This is a genomic window from Aeromonas sp. SCS5 (assembly GCF_001887375.1).
GTDB lineage: Bacteria > Pseudomonadota > Gammaproteobacteria > Enterobacterales > Aeromonadaceae > Aeromonas > Aeromonas jandaei.
In genome coordinates this window covers 327,753-341,970 of record NZ_LFCS01000001.1, presented here as the reverse complement: position 1 = coordinate 341,970, position 14,218 = coordinate 327,753, and the positions used below count along the sequence as shown (strand labels likewise).

The following is a 14,218-nucleotide window of genomic DNA, read 5'->3' as shown; positions in this document are numbered from 1 at the left end:
GGCTGTGATGGCACAGATATGCAGTAGTGCAGGGAGCTTGGTTAACCGGGGAAACTGAGTAAAGGAGCTGGGATTTCCAGAGAAGAGCGCAGAATGACGCAATAAAAAAACCAGCCGTTGCCGGCTGGTTTTTGACTATCGGAGGCGGGATTAACCGACCAGCTGATAGAGGATGGCGGAGATGGCAGTCAGGCCCATCACGGTCACGAAGACGTTGCTGATGTGACCCTGATACTTCGCCATGGCCGGTACGCGCTTGATGGCGTACATCGGCATGATGAACAGGATGGTCGCGATGATGGGGCCGCCCAGCGATTCGATCATGCCCAGGATGGAGGGGTTGGCAATGGCAGTGCCCCACAGGGTCAGGATGAAGAAGGCGATGATGAACATCTCGACTTTCTTGGCGTTCGGCTCTTTGCCAGATTTGCGCATGTTCTGGACGATCATCCCTTTTAGACCTTCACGGGCACCCAGATAGTGGCCGAAGAAGGAGGAGACGATGGCGACGAACGCAACCAGCGGACCGAAGTAGGAGATGATGGGGCTCGCATGCTGGTTGGCCAGATAGGAGAGCACGGCGATGTTCTGGGCTTTGGCTTCAGCCAGCTGAGCCGGTGTCAGGCTCATCACGCAGGAGAAGACGAAGAACATCACGAAGCCCAGCAGCACCATGGCGGTACGCTTGAGGATGGCATCGGCTTTCTCGACGGCCTGATCACCGTGGTCGCGGCGCTGGGCCAGCGAGAAGCTGGAAATGGCCGGGCTGTGGTTGAAGGAGAACACCAGTACCGGGATGGTCAGCCACAGAGTGACGGCGAAATCCTTGGCAGAAGGCACTTGCTCCAGAGCGGCGCCAGTCCAGTCCGGGATCAGGTAGAGGGAGATACCGGCCAGGATGGCGATCAGCGGGTAGACCAGCACTTCGGTCACTTTCAGCATCAACTTCTCGCCTGCCAGCATCACGGACATCATGCCCATGATCAGCACGATGGAGAGGATCCAGCGCGGCGGTGCACTCATCTGCAGCTGGTTGACCATGAAGCTTTCCACGGTGTTGGTGATACCCACGCCGTAGATCAGCACGATGGGGTAGATCGCGAAGAAGTAGAGCAGGGTGATCAGCTTGCCTGCACCGGCACCAAAGTGCTCTTCTACCACTTCAGTGATATCCGCATTGGGCTTTTTGGAGGAGAGAACGAAACGGGCCAGACCACGGTGAGCAAGGTAGGTCATCGGGCCAACCAGCAGCGCCATCACCACCAGTGGCCAGAAGCCGCCCATGCCTGCGTTGATCGGCAGGAACAGGATGCCTGCGCCAACAGCAGTACCAAACAGGCTGATAACCCAGGTTGAATCTTGTTTTGTCCAGCCTTTACTCTGGACGAAGCTTGTTCCTTGCTTCTTTACGGTCGCGACATCCTGTGCGCCAGTGACAGTATTTGACATCTATCTCACCCCGAATTGTGGTTCTTATTAAGTCGGCGGCAAGGATACGGTTTTTTTAATCAAAAATGTTGATCAAATTCATCTTTAACAGACGAAAACCCCGAGTTTCTTATAGAAACGTGATCAAAACAGTAAAAAATCAATTTTTGTTTATCATTTGACACGTTAGTTTAATGTTAATGATTAAATTCCCCCCCCACTAAAAGTTGTCAAATTGTTATTTCTCGAGGTGCTGGGCCAGCTGACAGATCATGCTGGCTGTGGCACCCCAGATGTAGTGCTGTTGCCAGGGGATCCAGTAGACGGTGTGCTGTTTGCCCGCCCGAACAAAGGTGAGGGCGATATGATTGCGGCGATCGAGCAGGTGGTTTAACGGTACCTCAAAGGCATGCTCCACCTCATCTGCACTCAATTCGAGGGGGTAGTCGGCATCGAGCAGAGCCAGTACCGGCAGTACCTCGAAGCGCGAGATGGTATTGAGCGGATTGAGGGTGCCGATCACCTGCACGAGATGAGAGGGGATGCCGAGCTCCTCTCTGGTCTCCCGCAGCGCGGTGGCGATGAGATCCTGATCATCGGGGTCCTGGCGCCCGCCCGGAAAGCTTATTTGCCCGGCATGATGACGCAACCGGGTGCTGCGGCGGGTGAGCAGCAGGTGAAGGCCATCGTGGCGCTCCACGACAGGCACCAGCACCGCCGCCGGGCTGAGGCCGGCGATGGCAAGGCGATGGGCGGGCGCCGGTCGTTGCAGGGAGAAGCGGGTCAGCAGTTCGTGGCGATCCATGGCGTAACGTGGTTCCGTGGCAGTTTATCCGGGGCTCTGGCTCACAGTGCGGTGAGCAGGGGCAGAATGCGGGCGACCTTGTCATAGGTCTCCTGATATTCGCTGTCGGCGTCGGAGTCGGCGATGATGCCACCACCGGCCCAGCAGTGCAGACGGCCCGCTTCGGCAATCAGGGTGCGAATGCAGATGCTGGTGTCCATCCGGCCATGCTGGCTGAGGTAGCCGATGCTGCCGCAGTAGGCGTTGCGTCGCTGGGGCTCCAGCTCCTCGATAATCTCCATGGCGCGGATCTTGGGCGCACCGGTGATGGAGCCGCCCGGGAAACAGGCGCGCAGCAGATCTACTCCTTGCCAGCGGCTATCGAGCTCGCCATGAATGGTGGAGACCAGATGGTGCACTGCCGGAAAGGACTCTACCGCAAAGAGGTGAGGGACGCTGACCGACCCTGGCCTGCTCACCCGCCCGATATCATTGCGCAGCAGATCAACGATCATCAGATTCTCTGATCTGTCCTTGTCCGCCTGTGACAGCTCTTCGGCTATCTCCCGATCGATGACAGGATCAGGATGACGCGGGCGGGTGCCCTTGATGGGCTTGGTCTCGATATGGCGACCATCGAGCAGCAAGAAACGCTCGGGGGAGAGGCTTAAAATGGCGCTGTCCGGCAAGCGCAAAAAGGCAGAGAACGGCGCCTTGTTGGCCGCCGCCAGTGTGCAGTAAGCCTGCCACTCATCGCCCTGGTAGGGGGCACTGAAGCGCTGGGTCAGGTTGATCTGGTAGCAATCCCCAGCTGCGAGGTACTCCTGAATGCGGGCAAACTTCTCGCCATAAGCTTCCCGGCTCATGTTGCTTTGCCAGCTGCCTTGCAGGTGGAAAGGTGGTGCCGGTTCGGCAACTTGCTGCTCGAGCCAGCCGATACGTCTGGCAAGACCCGCTTCATCTCCCCAGTGCACCAGTTGCCAAGCGCCGGTCTCGACGCTGCGCAGCAGCGCCCAGTCATAGATCCCCACCGCCATGTCGGGCACCTTGATATCGGCGGCAGCCTGACTTGGCAGCTGTTCAAAGTGGCGGCCCAGATCGTAGCCAAACAGCCCGAGCGCCCCACCTATAAAGGGCAGCTTGCTGTCATGCGCGGCCGGTTGGCCAAGCAGTTGCTGCTGTAGTTCGGCCAACAGGGTGAGGGGGTCGCCATGATGCTCTTTTTCTACATTACTGCTGCGCACCGTGGTGAGTTGGCCGCAGGTTTGAAGAGTGGCCAGCGGATCGGCGGTGATGATGTCGAAGCCATTGTCGACACCAAGTGGCCCGGCTGACTCCAGCAGCATGGCCCACGGCTGATGTTGTAGCCGTGCAAATAGCGCGTGGAGAGGAGTGTGATGATCTGGATAATGGATATGCAGTGATGGCGTCATTTTATGTTACACAGGCAACAGTTTGATTCCCGAACCCTAGTCGGTGCTGGTGGGCAAGCGTATCATAGGTGTCGGTGACTAAAGAAAAAACTGCTGTGCTTCAGGTTTTTTGCTGACCGATAGTGTTTGGTTTGCGCCTCTACACAGCCATCATATGGAAGCCCTTGTTCATCGCACCCGTGCGACGCAAGGACCAGTGAGGATGATATGAGCATTATAAAAAAACAGGATTTTATCGATTCCATCGCAGATGCCCTCCAGTACATCTCCTATTACCACCCGCTGGATTTTGTCCAGGCCGCCAAAGCTGCTTATGATCGGGAAGCCAACCCCGCAGCCAAGGATGCGCTGGCCCAGATCCTGATCAACTCCCGCATGTCTGCCGAAGGCCACCGTCCGCTCTGCCAGGATACCGGCATCGTCACCTGCTTTGTGAAGATCGGCATGCAGGTGCAGTGGGACAGCGACATGACGGTGCAGGAGATGGTGGATGAAGGTACTCGCCGTGCCTACACCAATCCGGACAACCCGCTGCGCGCCTCTGTGCTGGCCGACCCGGCTGGCAGCCGCAAAAACACCAAAGACAATGCCCCGGCGGTCGTCCATATCGACATGATCCCGGGTGACAAGGTCGAGGTGAGCATCGCCGCCAAGGGCGGTGGTTCCGAGAACAAATCCAAAATGGTCATGCTCAATCCCTCCGATGATATCGTCGAGTGGGTGCTGAAAACCGTGCCGACCATGGGCGCGGGCTGGTGCCCGCCCGGCATGCTCGGCATCGGCATCGGCGGTACTGCCGAGAAGGCCGCCGTGCTGGCCAAAGAGGCGCTGATGGAGCACATCGACATTCAGGAGTTGATGGCCCGTGGCCCGCAAACCACCGAAGAGAAGCTGCGCGTCGAACTCTACGACAAGGTCAACAAGCTGGGGATCGGTGCCCAGGGTCTGGGCGGCCTGACTACCGTGCTGGATGTGAAGGTGAAATCCGCACCGACTCACGCTGCCTCCAAGCCGGTGGTGATGATCCCCAACTGCGCCGCGACCCGTCACGTTCACTTTGAACTCGATGGTTCAGGCCCCGCCGAGCTGACGCCGCCGAAACTGAGCGACTGGCCGGAGATCACCCGTGAAGCGGGTGGCAACGTGCGCCGTGTCAACGTCGATGGCATCACCAAGGCCGAGCTGGCCAGCTGGAAGAGCGGTGATACCGTGCTGCTCTCCGGCAAGATCCTTACCGGCCGCGATGCTGCCCACAAGCGTATCGCCGATATGCTGGCCCGCGGCGAAGGGCTGCCGGAAGGGGTCGATTTCACCAACCGCTTCATCTACTACGTTGGCCCGGTCGATGCGGTGCGCGACGAAGTGGTCGGCCCGGCAGGTCCCACCACCTCCACCCGGATGGACAAGTTCACCGATATGATGCTGGGTGAAACCGGCCTGATCGGCATGATCGGCAAGTCCGAGCGCGGCCCGAAAACCGTCGAGAGCATCAAGCAGCACAAGGCTGTCTATCTGATGGCCGTTGGTGGCGCCGCCTATCTGGTGGCCAAGGCGATCAAGAAAGCCCGCGTGGTGGCCTTTGCCGATCTCGGCATGGAAGCGATCTACGAGTTTGAAGTGGAAGATATGCCGGTGACCGTTGCGGTCGACTCCGAAGGCAACAATATCCACGAAACCGGCCCGGCCTACTGGTCTGCCAAGATTGCCGAACTGGATGGCAAACTCTCCTCCTGATCTAGTTTAAAGCTAGTATGGAATCTAGTTTAAAATCAGCGACTTAGCTCTTGTGAAAGGTCGCGGGGTGTCTGCGCTAGGGTATGATGAATGCTCTTAGTGCAGGCACTTCGCCTTAAACGAGAGGCAAGTTATGTTCATAGAACGCCGCAACAATGGCATTTGGTACTACAAGAAAACATGGATAGTTGATGGGGCTCGTAAGGTAACGAGAAAGAGCCTCAACACACATTGCAAGAAAGAAGCCCAGTTGAGGGCCATGCAGATCTACTTCAATGTTGAAGGGCCTCAATCAACAAATGGTGCTTTTGGCACCGAGGCCATAGGGCCTCAACACACATCTGACATCCCCACACAACAACATAGAACCTATGATGATGGTTTTGTTGTCGCTGCTGTTCCTGCTGTCCAAACAATACAGCCCGAGCCAGTGCCAGCTATTGAAGATGAGAGTCAAGCTGTAGGGGCTCTACAGCTCCAATCCATTATTGATGCTTACATCAAGGAAAACGGGCACTTGTGGGGCGTTAAAGAGACGAATTCCTATAAGTCATTGTTTAACCGATTCATCAAGCAATCTGGTGTGTCCTACTTGGAACAATGCACGAAACAGGTGGCTGTTGAATTCAAGCAGTCATTGATTCAGGCTAATTTGTCTAATATCACCATTAATAAATTTATTGGTAAGTTGTCTAATTTGTTTGATTACATTCATGGCCATTATGAACACCAGAATATATTTGATGGTTTGAAGATTAAGCGAGCCAAGCAAGAGACAACACGCACAGCCTATACAAAACAAGAAGCACAAGAGCTAATCAATTTTGCAAACAAGCAATCTGATAGCCATAAGTATATGATTTTATTGGGCTTGTATACTGGATGCCGTGCTAACGAGTTGGCACAGTTGTACACATCAGATATTGTTAAGATCGATGGTATTTGGTCGATTTTGATTCAGGCCACAAAATATGACCAGAAATTAAAGACAAACAACGCATCACGAATTGTCCCTGTTCATTCTATGTTGATTAAACAAGGCTTCATTGAATTTATGAAGGGTAGGGGGCACGATTGCCGATTGTTCCCAGAGTTTAAATATAGTGAAGCGTCAGGCTGTTCTAAAGCGTTTGTTCAATGGTTCTTGACTAACAAGCCAGTTGCTAAGACATATCATGAAATTCGCCATAGCTTTGCAACACAACTTAGATCGCACGATGTTTCATTAAACATTGCGGCGCAGTTGTTGGGACACGGAACGGGCTCCATCAGCTGGGATCGTTATGGTTCAACAGCACAAACACAGATTCATATTTTGAGAGAGGCAGTGGAATATGTCAGCTATGAATAAATCAATCATGTTGTTATCTCTCACACTATCATCATTTGTCTATGCTTCTGCATATTCACAATACAGGCTCATAAAACAAGAGACGATCAACAACAGCACTGTTTGTACTTACGAGAATGCACGTGGTGATATTGTTACCAGAACACACAAGCCTAAAAGGAAGTGTGCCAGCTACATCAACACAGATAGAAATTAAATCCATGTTTTATCCTGTGACCTATGTCATTGACACAAAACACAATAATAATATAGCCTCATTTAGCCCCTGAAAAGGGGCTCCCTGTTTCATGTGAGATGGGGAACACAACACAAGAGGTTATAGATGACTAATAATAAAATTGAAATATATAGCGGTAATGGAAAACTTCTAAAAGAATACAATGATGTTTGTGGTCATGATCTCTCAAGAACATTGTTTAACCACGTTGCTGAACTGGAAGGTTGGAGTGTTGAGGTTAATGAGATTGGGATGAATGGAGTGGAAAGGGGAAATGATAAAGATAAAGAGGATGAAGGTAAAAGAAGGCGTAATCAAGAGACTAGTGAAAAAGTTAAAATAATGAATTCTTTCTCTAAACATAACATTGGAAAAGTAGTTTTTATAGGTGTGAATAAAGAGTCTTTTTCAATTTCATACAAAAACAATTCGTTAATATTGGATAGGTCTCTGGATTAATTTATAATAATAGGGCGATCTCGATGGTCGCCTAATCACACGTTACAAATAGGTGTCTTGATGTCTATAGAAGAAGCAATTGCCAATAATATGGGAAGCGTTATTACTGGATCTGTAGCTATATTAACCTCATGTATAGCCGCAGGGGTTGCTGTGTGGGTATCTAGTATTAATCACGACAGAGCTTTAGAAAAGGAAAAGAAATCTGTTTTGATGGCTAAACTAGAAGATACCCTAAAAGAAACAATTAGATGGAGAAATGCTATCAGTCTTTATATACTATATATTAAAGATGATGTAATTAAGAGTCGTGACCACCTATCTGACATGAACAAGTTATATGAGAATCACCAGATATCATTAAATGATACAAATATTGATTCATTAACATTATATGTAAAACTGAGTATAAATGATGAAGTTATAAGCTCTTACGAAGACCTTTATAAAAAAAATTTGGCTTTGATGGACTTCATTATTAAATATTCTAAAGATAGTTCAGTTGAGGAGCTTGAAAGTATAGGTATGGCAATTCAAGTTAGTATTGTTAGGTTAATTGAGAAAATTGAAAAAGAACTTAGAGTACTGCTTATGTGACGCACACGGGTGCGAGACTAGGTAACGCATACGTATGCGTAGGTAGTGACGCACCCGTGTGCGAAGGGGTCACGCAGATATGTGCGTCGTAAAAGAATAGATATAATAAAAGATTAAAAGAAAAGATATTAAAAGAATATAAGGCTCGCCCTTGTCGTTGTCGTTGTCGCTTACGCTACACAACAACAATGTCGCCACCGCTTCGCTTGTGGTCGCCCTAAACACAGTCATGGAATGATAATGTAATGATTGTGTTATTTCTTATTTTATATATTTAGTTAGATAAAACAAATAACCACAACAATACATTCGCTATCACTCATTCCTTGTTGTGGTTTATAAGAATAGATAACACAAATATTATGTTCGTGTGCCACTCACTCCATACTTGTGTTTAAGGAACACATGGAATGAAAATGTAATGGGTTTCTTATTGTTCTTATAATACATAGAAGAATATATAACAAACTCAATACGCTAACGCTTCATGAGTCTGTTATGCACTGCCAACACAAAAATATAATATGTTTGTTGTGTTATAAATTTTATGTTGTGTTCAATATGGCCATGCCATTATATAAACTGTATGTGTTGTGTGATACCTGCATGACCACATGCTATATAACCTCACAGGACACGCGCTAAGCGCTTCTATTGTGTTGGGTAGTGTTGCGGTAGCCCAAGAGGGCGAGCATTGAGATTGGAGCAATACAGCTGGATTTATGTTGGTGATGGCGTGAAGCCTCAGATGCAAATTGTCATGGATAGCTTGCTATGTATTTTGTGGCTATCATGAAATGTAAGAAAAAGCATTATATTTTTTCATGAAAGCTTGAATTTTTTAAATTTAACTGATATAATGTATATTATGAAGTGAGAAAAGAAAGCAATTTTTCCTATAACTCCTTCATATCCCTACAAAATAAACATTATGCTTTGTGCCTTCTTGCACAACGGCAGATTTTTTATATTCAAAAACAAAAGAGGAATAATGGCCTATTACGACACACCAGACCAAACCGCGAAAGAGTTAGCAAACAAATACGGCATCACTAAAGCATTAGCTCGGGCTTCAGCCAATCGCTGCCGTGCAGTTGATGCGTTGAGGTTTGATTATTGGGATTCTGTTTTAGATGTCCTGAAATCAATGAAACCAAAGAAGCAATTCAAATCTAAAGAGGACGTATGAAATGCGGATCAATCTAGCCATCCCCGCACACTTAACAGCTTTTGTTAATAGCCAGCGTGGTACAAAATCAGTGCAGTCATACCTAATCGAATTGATTGCGGAGAAAAAAGAACTATCCCCGAACTATGAGGAACTAAATGAATCAGAAGAAAACCGAATCTAACTTTTTCCGTGCCTTTGATGAAATCTATAAAATTAAGAAAATCAAAGGTATAACCTTCAATCTAAACCACAAATCAGTTTACTGCTTTCTTCTAAATTATCAAATGATGAGCGGTAAAGTCTTCCCCTCTTATAAGCATATTCAAGATAATCTAGGTATTGGCAGCGACAATACAGTAAAAAAATATCTGGATGAATTAGAGGAAATGGGATTAGTAAAAGCCACAAGCCGGAAAGGAACGTCAAAGATTTATGAACTTGTGACACTGTCAGACTTCAATGCATTAGATACAGTAGAGCAACAGACAAGAAAACAACCAAATAAAAATTTACATATTAAGACCGTCGAGCAAAAAACTAAAGGTTGGGGTTATGGATCTGGAGATGAAGCTGAAATTGCTGTTACTGAAACTACAAGTACTAAAAATGCAAAAGGATATTCAAATTCACCAAGTTATGGCCAGCCTGTAAAACAAGACTACTTGCCAGACCCATTCCTTGATGATTGTGGTGTGTCCCATGATTCTATGTTTGAGGAATACAGCAAACCCCAACCAACAAAACAAACCAACTACCAAGAATATGGACGAAAGTGCTCTCAGTGTTACCAAAACCCTAATGGTGAGTGGGATTGCAAAGATAGTTGGTGTAGTAACAATATACCATTCTGATAGGACAATATGAGTAGACCAAAAAACCGTAGACGGTACTTTTACTTTCTGTCAAAACTAAACAATAAATAACCAAACTGGAGATATGAGAACATGAGTATTACAACCGAACAACTTACACACCTTGGCGGCATGATTTCCAAGAGCTCAATCAGCCAAGATGATAAATATGAAATTCTGGGTTTTCTTGATGAAATTATTGGATCGCAAAAGCACAAAGACCACTTCATTTTAAATTTAGCGGTTTTGTTTGACCAAAACGGTTACGCAGAGATGGCGACCGAATGCCGACAGTTTGTATTTGAATAATTTTAAAACTTAGTTTTCAGGGGCGTAAGCCTCGATGAATAATTAAAAAGAAAATAAGAATAACAAGAGGTTACGTGAACTATAAAGAATATAAAGCTCTGAGCAAATTAGAGCAAACAGCGGTTTTTGAATCCCAGACTAAACGGAAATACTTCCCAACCAAACGGCTCTATGGCATTGGTGTTTGTGATGTTGATTTTCCAGTCGTTCTAAATTTTGAAGGAAAACAAGCAGTGTGTCCTGCCTATACCACATGGCAAAACATGCTTCGCCGCTGCTATTATACAAAGAACACTACAAATTATAGCCCTGCAATTGTGTGTTCAGAGTGGCAAAAATTCAGTAATTTTCTGAGATGGTGGAAAAGTAATTTTGTGGAAGGCTGGGAGTTAGACAAGGATTTTAGAAGTCTACTAATGTTCCAAGATACACATACAAAACTATATTCTCCCGAGACTTGCCGATTTGTTCCAAAGTGGATGAACCTAGTTCATAGAACCAGAGATGGCAAACTGCTAAATATAAACCAAGCAGATTAATACTTTATAATACTATCCCAAAGCTCCTGTATCGCTCTATATTCAATTCTCTGATAGTTGTCTAAGCTACCCTACTGCTTATATCTTACAAATCGTTATAGAGCGTTATATTAGGTCTTATAAAATATCAAAATTAGTATGAGGAATAATGAGCCTATATGAACTACATGAAAACATGCTACCTACAAGCGAGCATTATTATAAATACGAACAAGCCATCAATCTTATAGCAAAGGATAAATGGAGTGTGTATAGAGTTAATGGTTGCGTCATTGCAATCAAAATGAGAGCCCTTCAATACATGCAAGGTTATATTGATAACCGTTCCTTTTTTGTACGCCATGGTGAATGGCTACAACATTCCTTCCGGTGTTACTCAGGGAACTTTGAAACAAACGTTACTAACCTCAAGAACTTTGGCAGATCATTAGTATTTGTTGAGAATAAGTGTAGATTGATTGGCACATATGACAATCTTTTAGATATTCCTATTCCCAAAAAACAAAATAACAATCATGAAATTATTAAAACAAAAGAAGAACTATCATATTCTTCACTCATTACATTTTAAAATAGAGGAATAATGACCGATCAAACCGTCTCCAAAATTGTCAATTTAATAACATTCAAGACAGACAATAACAGTTATAATGCAGCATTGAAAAAGATTCGCCGTGTAGCAGGCGCTTTCTCCGCCGCAACAAACCAATATAATAAGTCTATGGCAGCAGGAAAGCAGATTGCAGGAAGCCAAGCCAAAGCACAAGATAAGTTAATCCGTGCAGAAATCAGGGCTAACAAGACCCGCCGTGATACATTGAAAGCAGACCAAATTAGATATAAAGATCAGATTAAAAATAACAGTGAATTTCATAAAGGTCTACAGCGTATTAATAACGAGTTCTTACGGGGAAACATCAGTTTTAAAGAGCGAGCAGCCGCCGTGGGCCAGCTCAACAAACAATACCGAGCCTTGAACAACAATGCAGGCAAGCACAATTCGATTATCAAAGGTTTTGGTAGTCGCATCGCCTCTGGTGCTGTAGGGATGGCAGCAGGGGGCACAGCCCTACTTGGTGCGTCTGGTTATGCTACTACCCGTGGCTTTGATCGGGTTAAGGCAGAAGGGCAAAGCTATGAATCTCTCGTTATCAGCCTACGCAACACGTTTGGTAATGAGACGGTAGCTGTGAGTAACATCATCCGCCAAATCGCTACAGAGGGCGGTAGAGACCTTTTAGAGACAGGCCAGCAACTTGTTAACTACGTCTCGATTGTGAAATCCCTGGGCATTGATACCACCCAGGCGATTGATATGTTCAAGAAGCAAACGAACATGACAGCATCTTATGGCATGAGTAAGGATGCGGTAGCGGGTTTCCAGTATGGCCTCATGCAAACCATGGCATCCAATACCCTTGAAGACTTTAAACAGGCAATGGACTGGAGCCCACAAATTAAGGCCGATTTGTTGAAGTTTGTTAAGGACACCATGGGATTAAGTCAGAAAGATTTCATGTCTAATTTAACAAACGGCAAATACAACTTCAGAGACATATGGCTTAAGTTTGTTGAAGCATCAGCGCCACGCTATGCCCAGATGGCACAGGGATATAAAAATAGCTCAATGGCCCAAGATGCAAGGGCAGGGAATGCCGTTAGTATTGCACTCTATCGCGTTTTTGAGAGCACAGGATTTAAAACGGCGATGCAATATGGCTCTTTAATGGTCGAGCGCTTTGGTAGATTCCTAGAGACTAATGCAAACAACATCGGTCTAGTCTTTGGCAACCTATATAAAATTGCAGGAGAATTGTCTGATGGGGCATTACAGGAGCTTTCAACATGGCTTAAATCGTTAACTTCTGATGATATTAAGAAATATTTTGGTGATTTGAAACAAGGGTTAATGGACCTAGCTTTTATAATCAAGAGTGTTGCTAATGTTCTTCGTGGCATTATTCCAAATAACAACTCTGGTGTTACAGATGCACAACGGAACACAAAAGAATATCAAGACCTATATAACAGTAGCAGACACGTTTCACCGATTAAGGCTCAAGCGGAAGCAGATGCTCGATATTTAGCTTTGAAACAACAACAATTGTCGTTTACACCTCCATCTCTAGAGAATGCCTTGGTGTTACGTTCAAGCCAGAATACAAGCCAAATCTCTAACCTTGCAGGCAAGCTGTCTCTCGACATTGAAGCCAATGTTAAACAGTCTGGAATGACCGAATTCTTCGATTTTCGATATAACGAGAAACAAACACAACAATTCAATATTTTAGCCAACGGCTATTAATAATAAATAGTGCTTTGGCACAGAGGCTCACGCCTCAATTAATAAATATATATAGCATAAAGGGTCACACTTGATGGCCCTTATTTTCAATTTTATTCTAAGAGGATTAATGGAAAAGACCTATACCATGTTTATCGGAGGACTCCAGTTTGGCAGCCCCCAGCAAGACCGAGATGCAAAGCTAGTTAATTTAGCTCAAAACAATATCGCTATCATTTTTGATTCTATTGATTCATATTCTTATAATCACAGCAACGAGAAAACATCATATGCGGTCGAGAGCCGCACCTCTGTAACTGACCATGTATTTAGTCCTGATAGCAAATTCTCATTCACTGGTAGAATAACAAGTAGTCCTTTTATCCTAAGAAGCCAAAACGAGTGGGACAAGAATACAGACCCCACGAATCCTAAAGGCAGTAACAGGTTTCAGGCCGCGTATGATGTGTTGAAAGCGGCAAGGGATGCAAAGCAAGCCATCACCCTAAGCACCGAGGAAACCGTCTTAACAAATTACGTGATTGTTAATTTAAATATTGTCAGGGATTCGTCATTAGAGCAAATCATTGTCTCTATTGATTTGGAAGAGATGCGTACTGTGACAGTTGGCAAAACAGTATTAGCAAATGTTGGTGATAGCTTGAAAAATGAAGCTGGTGGCCCAAAAAACAAAGGGGCTACAGCAGCCAAGCCCGCAGGAGCAGATTCCCAAGTTAACACAGCACTGAAGAACCCTAATCCATTATCACAAAAAATGTTTGAATATGTTTTGCAGAAGTAGATAAATAAGAATGTATATTGACAAAACAACCAAAAATATCATCAAAATATGGCTGTAACTATTGAATTTTTCTTAATTAAATGTTACAATATATTTATATATTGAGAACACTAACAATCACTCTCAATATGTAACCTCTTAGGGCTCCTCTTAATTTCTCCAGAGTTGAGGGGAGCACCTTTCATTATCTCTAAGTGTTTTGCATTAGAATATTTAAAGATAAGTGATACTCCTCATCTTCGTTGTTTTCATTTATTCA

The 14,218-nt window shown here is 45.8% G+C and carries 14 protein-coding genes; 11 read left to right on the top strand and 3 right to left on the bottom strand.

Going from position 1 to position 14,218, the window contains the following annotated elements; all coding sequences use genetic code 11:
• Positions 1-150 precede the first annotated feature (150 nt).
• The 3 genes from BS300_RS01580 to pabB all read right to left on the bottom strand — a co-directional run bounded on the left by BS300_RS01580 (position 151) and on the right by pabB (position 3,558).
• On the bottom strand, positions 151-1,449 hold the full coding sequence (locus BS300_RS01580; RefSeq protein WP_042030885.1) for a serine/threonine transporter: 1,299 nt from the start codon (positions 1,447-1,449) through the stop codon (positions 151-153).
• A 217-nt stretch (positions 1,450-1,666) separates the two neighbouring features.
• Entirely contained in the window at positions 1,667-2,233 is a 567-nt protein-coding gene (locus BS300_RS01575) for a CoA pyrophosphatase (RefSeq protein ID WP_071910295.1), read from the bottom strand.
• Between the two features lie 41 nt (positions 2,234-2,274).
• Positions 2,275-3,558: an aminodeoxychorismate synthase component I gene (gene pabB / locus BS300_RS01570; protein WP_239693784.1), complete on the bottom strand. Its 1,284-nt coding sequence runs from the start codon at positions 3,556-3,558 to the stop codon at positions 2,275-2,277.
• A gap of 294 nt (positions 3,559-3,852) precedes the next feature.
• Between pabB and BS300_RS01565 the strand changes: the two genes are divergently transcribed.
• The 11 genes from BS300_RS01565 to BS300_RS01530 all read left to right on the top strand — a co-directional run bounded on the left by BS300_RS01565 (position 3,853) and on the right by BS300_RS01530 (position 13,959).
• A complete protein-coding gene (locus BS300_RS01565; protein WP_042030888.1) occupies positions 3,853-5,379 on the top strand; it encodes a fumarate hydratase in 1,527 nt (508 codons plus the stop codon).
• A 133-nt stretch (positions 5,380-5,512) separates the two neighbouring features.
• Entirely contained in the window at positions 5,513-6,730 is a 1,218-nt protein-coding gene (locus BS300_RS01560) for a site-specific integrase (RefSeq protein ID WP_083593327.1), read from the top strand.
• Positions 6,731-7,052: 322 nt separating this feature from the next.
• Positions 7,053-7,406, top strand: a complete 354-nt coding sequence (locus tag BS300_RS20970) for a hypothetical protein (protein ID WP_143241671.1) — start codon at positions 7,053-7,055, stop codon at positions 7,404-7,406.
• Between the two features lie 60 nt (positions 7,407-7,466).
• On the top strand, positions 7,467-8,003 hold the full coding sequence (locus BS300_RS01555) for a hypothetical protein (RefSeq protein WP_143241670.1): 537 nt from the start codon (positions 7,467-7,469) through the stop codon (positions 8,001-8,003).
• 991 nt (positions 8,004-8,994) lie between these two features.
• Positions 8,995-9,192 (top strand): hypothetical protein, encoded by a 198-nt coding sequence (locus BS300_RS01550; RefSeq protein ID WP_071910289.1) that lies wholly within the window; start codon positions 8,995-8,997, stop codon positions 9,190-9,192.
• Between the two features lie 137 nt (positions 9,193-9,329).
• Positions 9,330-10,025, top strand: a complete 696-nt coding sequence (locus tag BS300_RS01545; RefSeq protein ID WP_071910287.1) for a helix-turn-helix domain-containing protein — start codon at positions 9,330-9,332, stop codon at positions 10,023-10,025.
• A gap of 93 nt (positions 10,026-10,118) precedes the next feature.
• A complete protein-coding gene (locus BS300_RS01540; RefSeq protein ID WP_071910285.1) occupies positions 10,119-10,334 on the top strand; it encodes a hypothetical protein in 216 nt (71 codons plus the stop codon).
• Between the two features lie 74 nt (positions 10,335-10,408).
• Positions 10,409-10,873 (top strand): hypothetical protein, encoded by a 465-nt coding sequence (locus BS300_RS20965; protein WP_143241669.1) that lies wholly within the window; start codon positions 10,409-10,411, stop codon positions 10,871-10,873.
• Positions 10,874-11,021: 148 nt separating this feature from the next.
• Positions 11,022-11,444: a hypothetical protein gene (locus BS300_RS20960; RefSeq protein ID WP_143241668.1), complete on the top strand. Its 423-nt coding sequence runs from the start codon at positions 11,022-11,024 to the stop codon at positions 11,442-11,444.
• A gap of 12 nt (positions 11,445-11,456) precedes the next feature.
• Positions 11,457-13,178: a hypothetical protein gene (locus BS300_RS01535; RefSeq protein WP_071910283.1), complete on the top strand. Its 1,722-nt coding sequence runs from the start codon at positions 11,457-11,459 to the stop codon at positions 13,176-13,178.
• 109 nt (positions 13,179-13,287) lie between these two features.
• The gene (locus BS300_RS01530) at positions 13,288-13,959 is read left to right on the top strand and encodes a phage baseplate protein (RefSeq protein WP_143241667.1); all 672 of its coding nucleotides are present in this window, start codon (positions 13,288-13,290) and stop codon (positions 13,957-13,959) included.
• Positions 13,960-14,218 lie beyond the last annotated feature (259 nt).

What these genes read in the sequence shown, in the direction of transcription:
- BS300_RS01530 (WP_143241667.1), top strand. Translation starts at nt 13,288, where the DNA reads ATGGAAAAGACCTATACCATGTTTATCGGAGGACTCCAGTTTGGCAGC.
- BS300_RS01535 (WP_071910283.1), top strand. Translation starts at nt 11,457, where the DNA reads ATGACCGATCAAACCGTCTCCAAAATTGTCAATTTAATAACATTCAAG.
- BS300_RS20960 (WP_143241668.1), top strand. Translation starts at nt 11,022, where the DNA reads ATGAGCCTATATGAACTACATGAAAACATGCTACCTACAAGCGAGCAT.
- BS300_RS01540 (WP_071910285.1), top strand. Translation starts at nt 10,119, where the DNA reads ATGAGTATTACAACCGAACAACTTACACACCTTGGCGGCATGATTTCC.
- BS300_RS01580 (WP_042030885.1), bottom strand. Translation starts at nt 1,449, where the DNA reads ATGTCAAATACTGTCACTGGCGCACAGGATGTCGCGACCGTAAAGAAG.
- BS300_RS01550 (WP_071910289.1), top strand. Translation starts at nt 8,995, where the DNA reads ATGGCCTATTACGACACACCAGACCAAACCGCGAAAGAGTTAGCAAAC.
- BS300_RS01560 (WP_083593327.1), top strand. Translation starts at nt 5,513, where the DNA reads ATGTTCATAGAACGCCGCAACAATGGCATTTGGTACTACAAGAAAACA.
- BS300_RS01555 (WP_143241670.1), top strand. Translation starts at nt 7,467, where the DNA reads ATGTCTATAGAAGAAGCAATTGCCAATAATATGGGAAGCGTTATTACT.
- BS300_RS20970 (WP_143241671.1), top strand. Translation starts at nt 7,053, where the DNA reads ATGACTAATAATAAAATTGAAATATATAGCGGTAATGGAAAACTTCTA.
- BS300_RS01575 (WP_071910295.1), bottom strand. Translation starts at nt 2,233, where the DNA reads ATGGATCGCCACGAACTGCTGACCCGCTTCTCCCTGCAACGACCGGCG.
- BS300_RS01565 (WP_042030888.1), top strand. Translation starts at nt 3,853, where the DNA reads ATGAGCATTATAAAAAAACAGGATTTTATCGATTCCATCGCAGATGCC.
- pabB (WP_239693784.1), bottom strand. Translation starts at nt 3,558, where the DNA reads ATGCTGCTGGAGTCAGCCGGGCCACTTGGTGTCGACAATGGCTTCGAC.
- BS300_RS01545 (WP_071910287.1), top strand. Translation starts at nt 9,330, where the DNA reads ATGAATCAGAAGAAAACCGAATCTAACTTTTTCCGTGCCTTTGATGAA.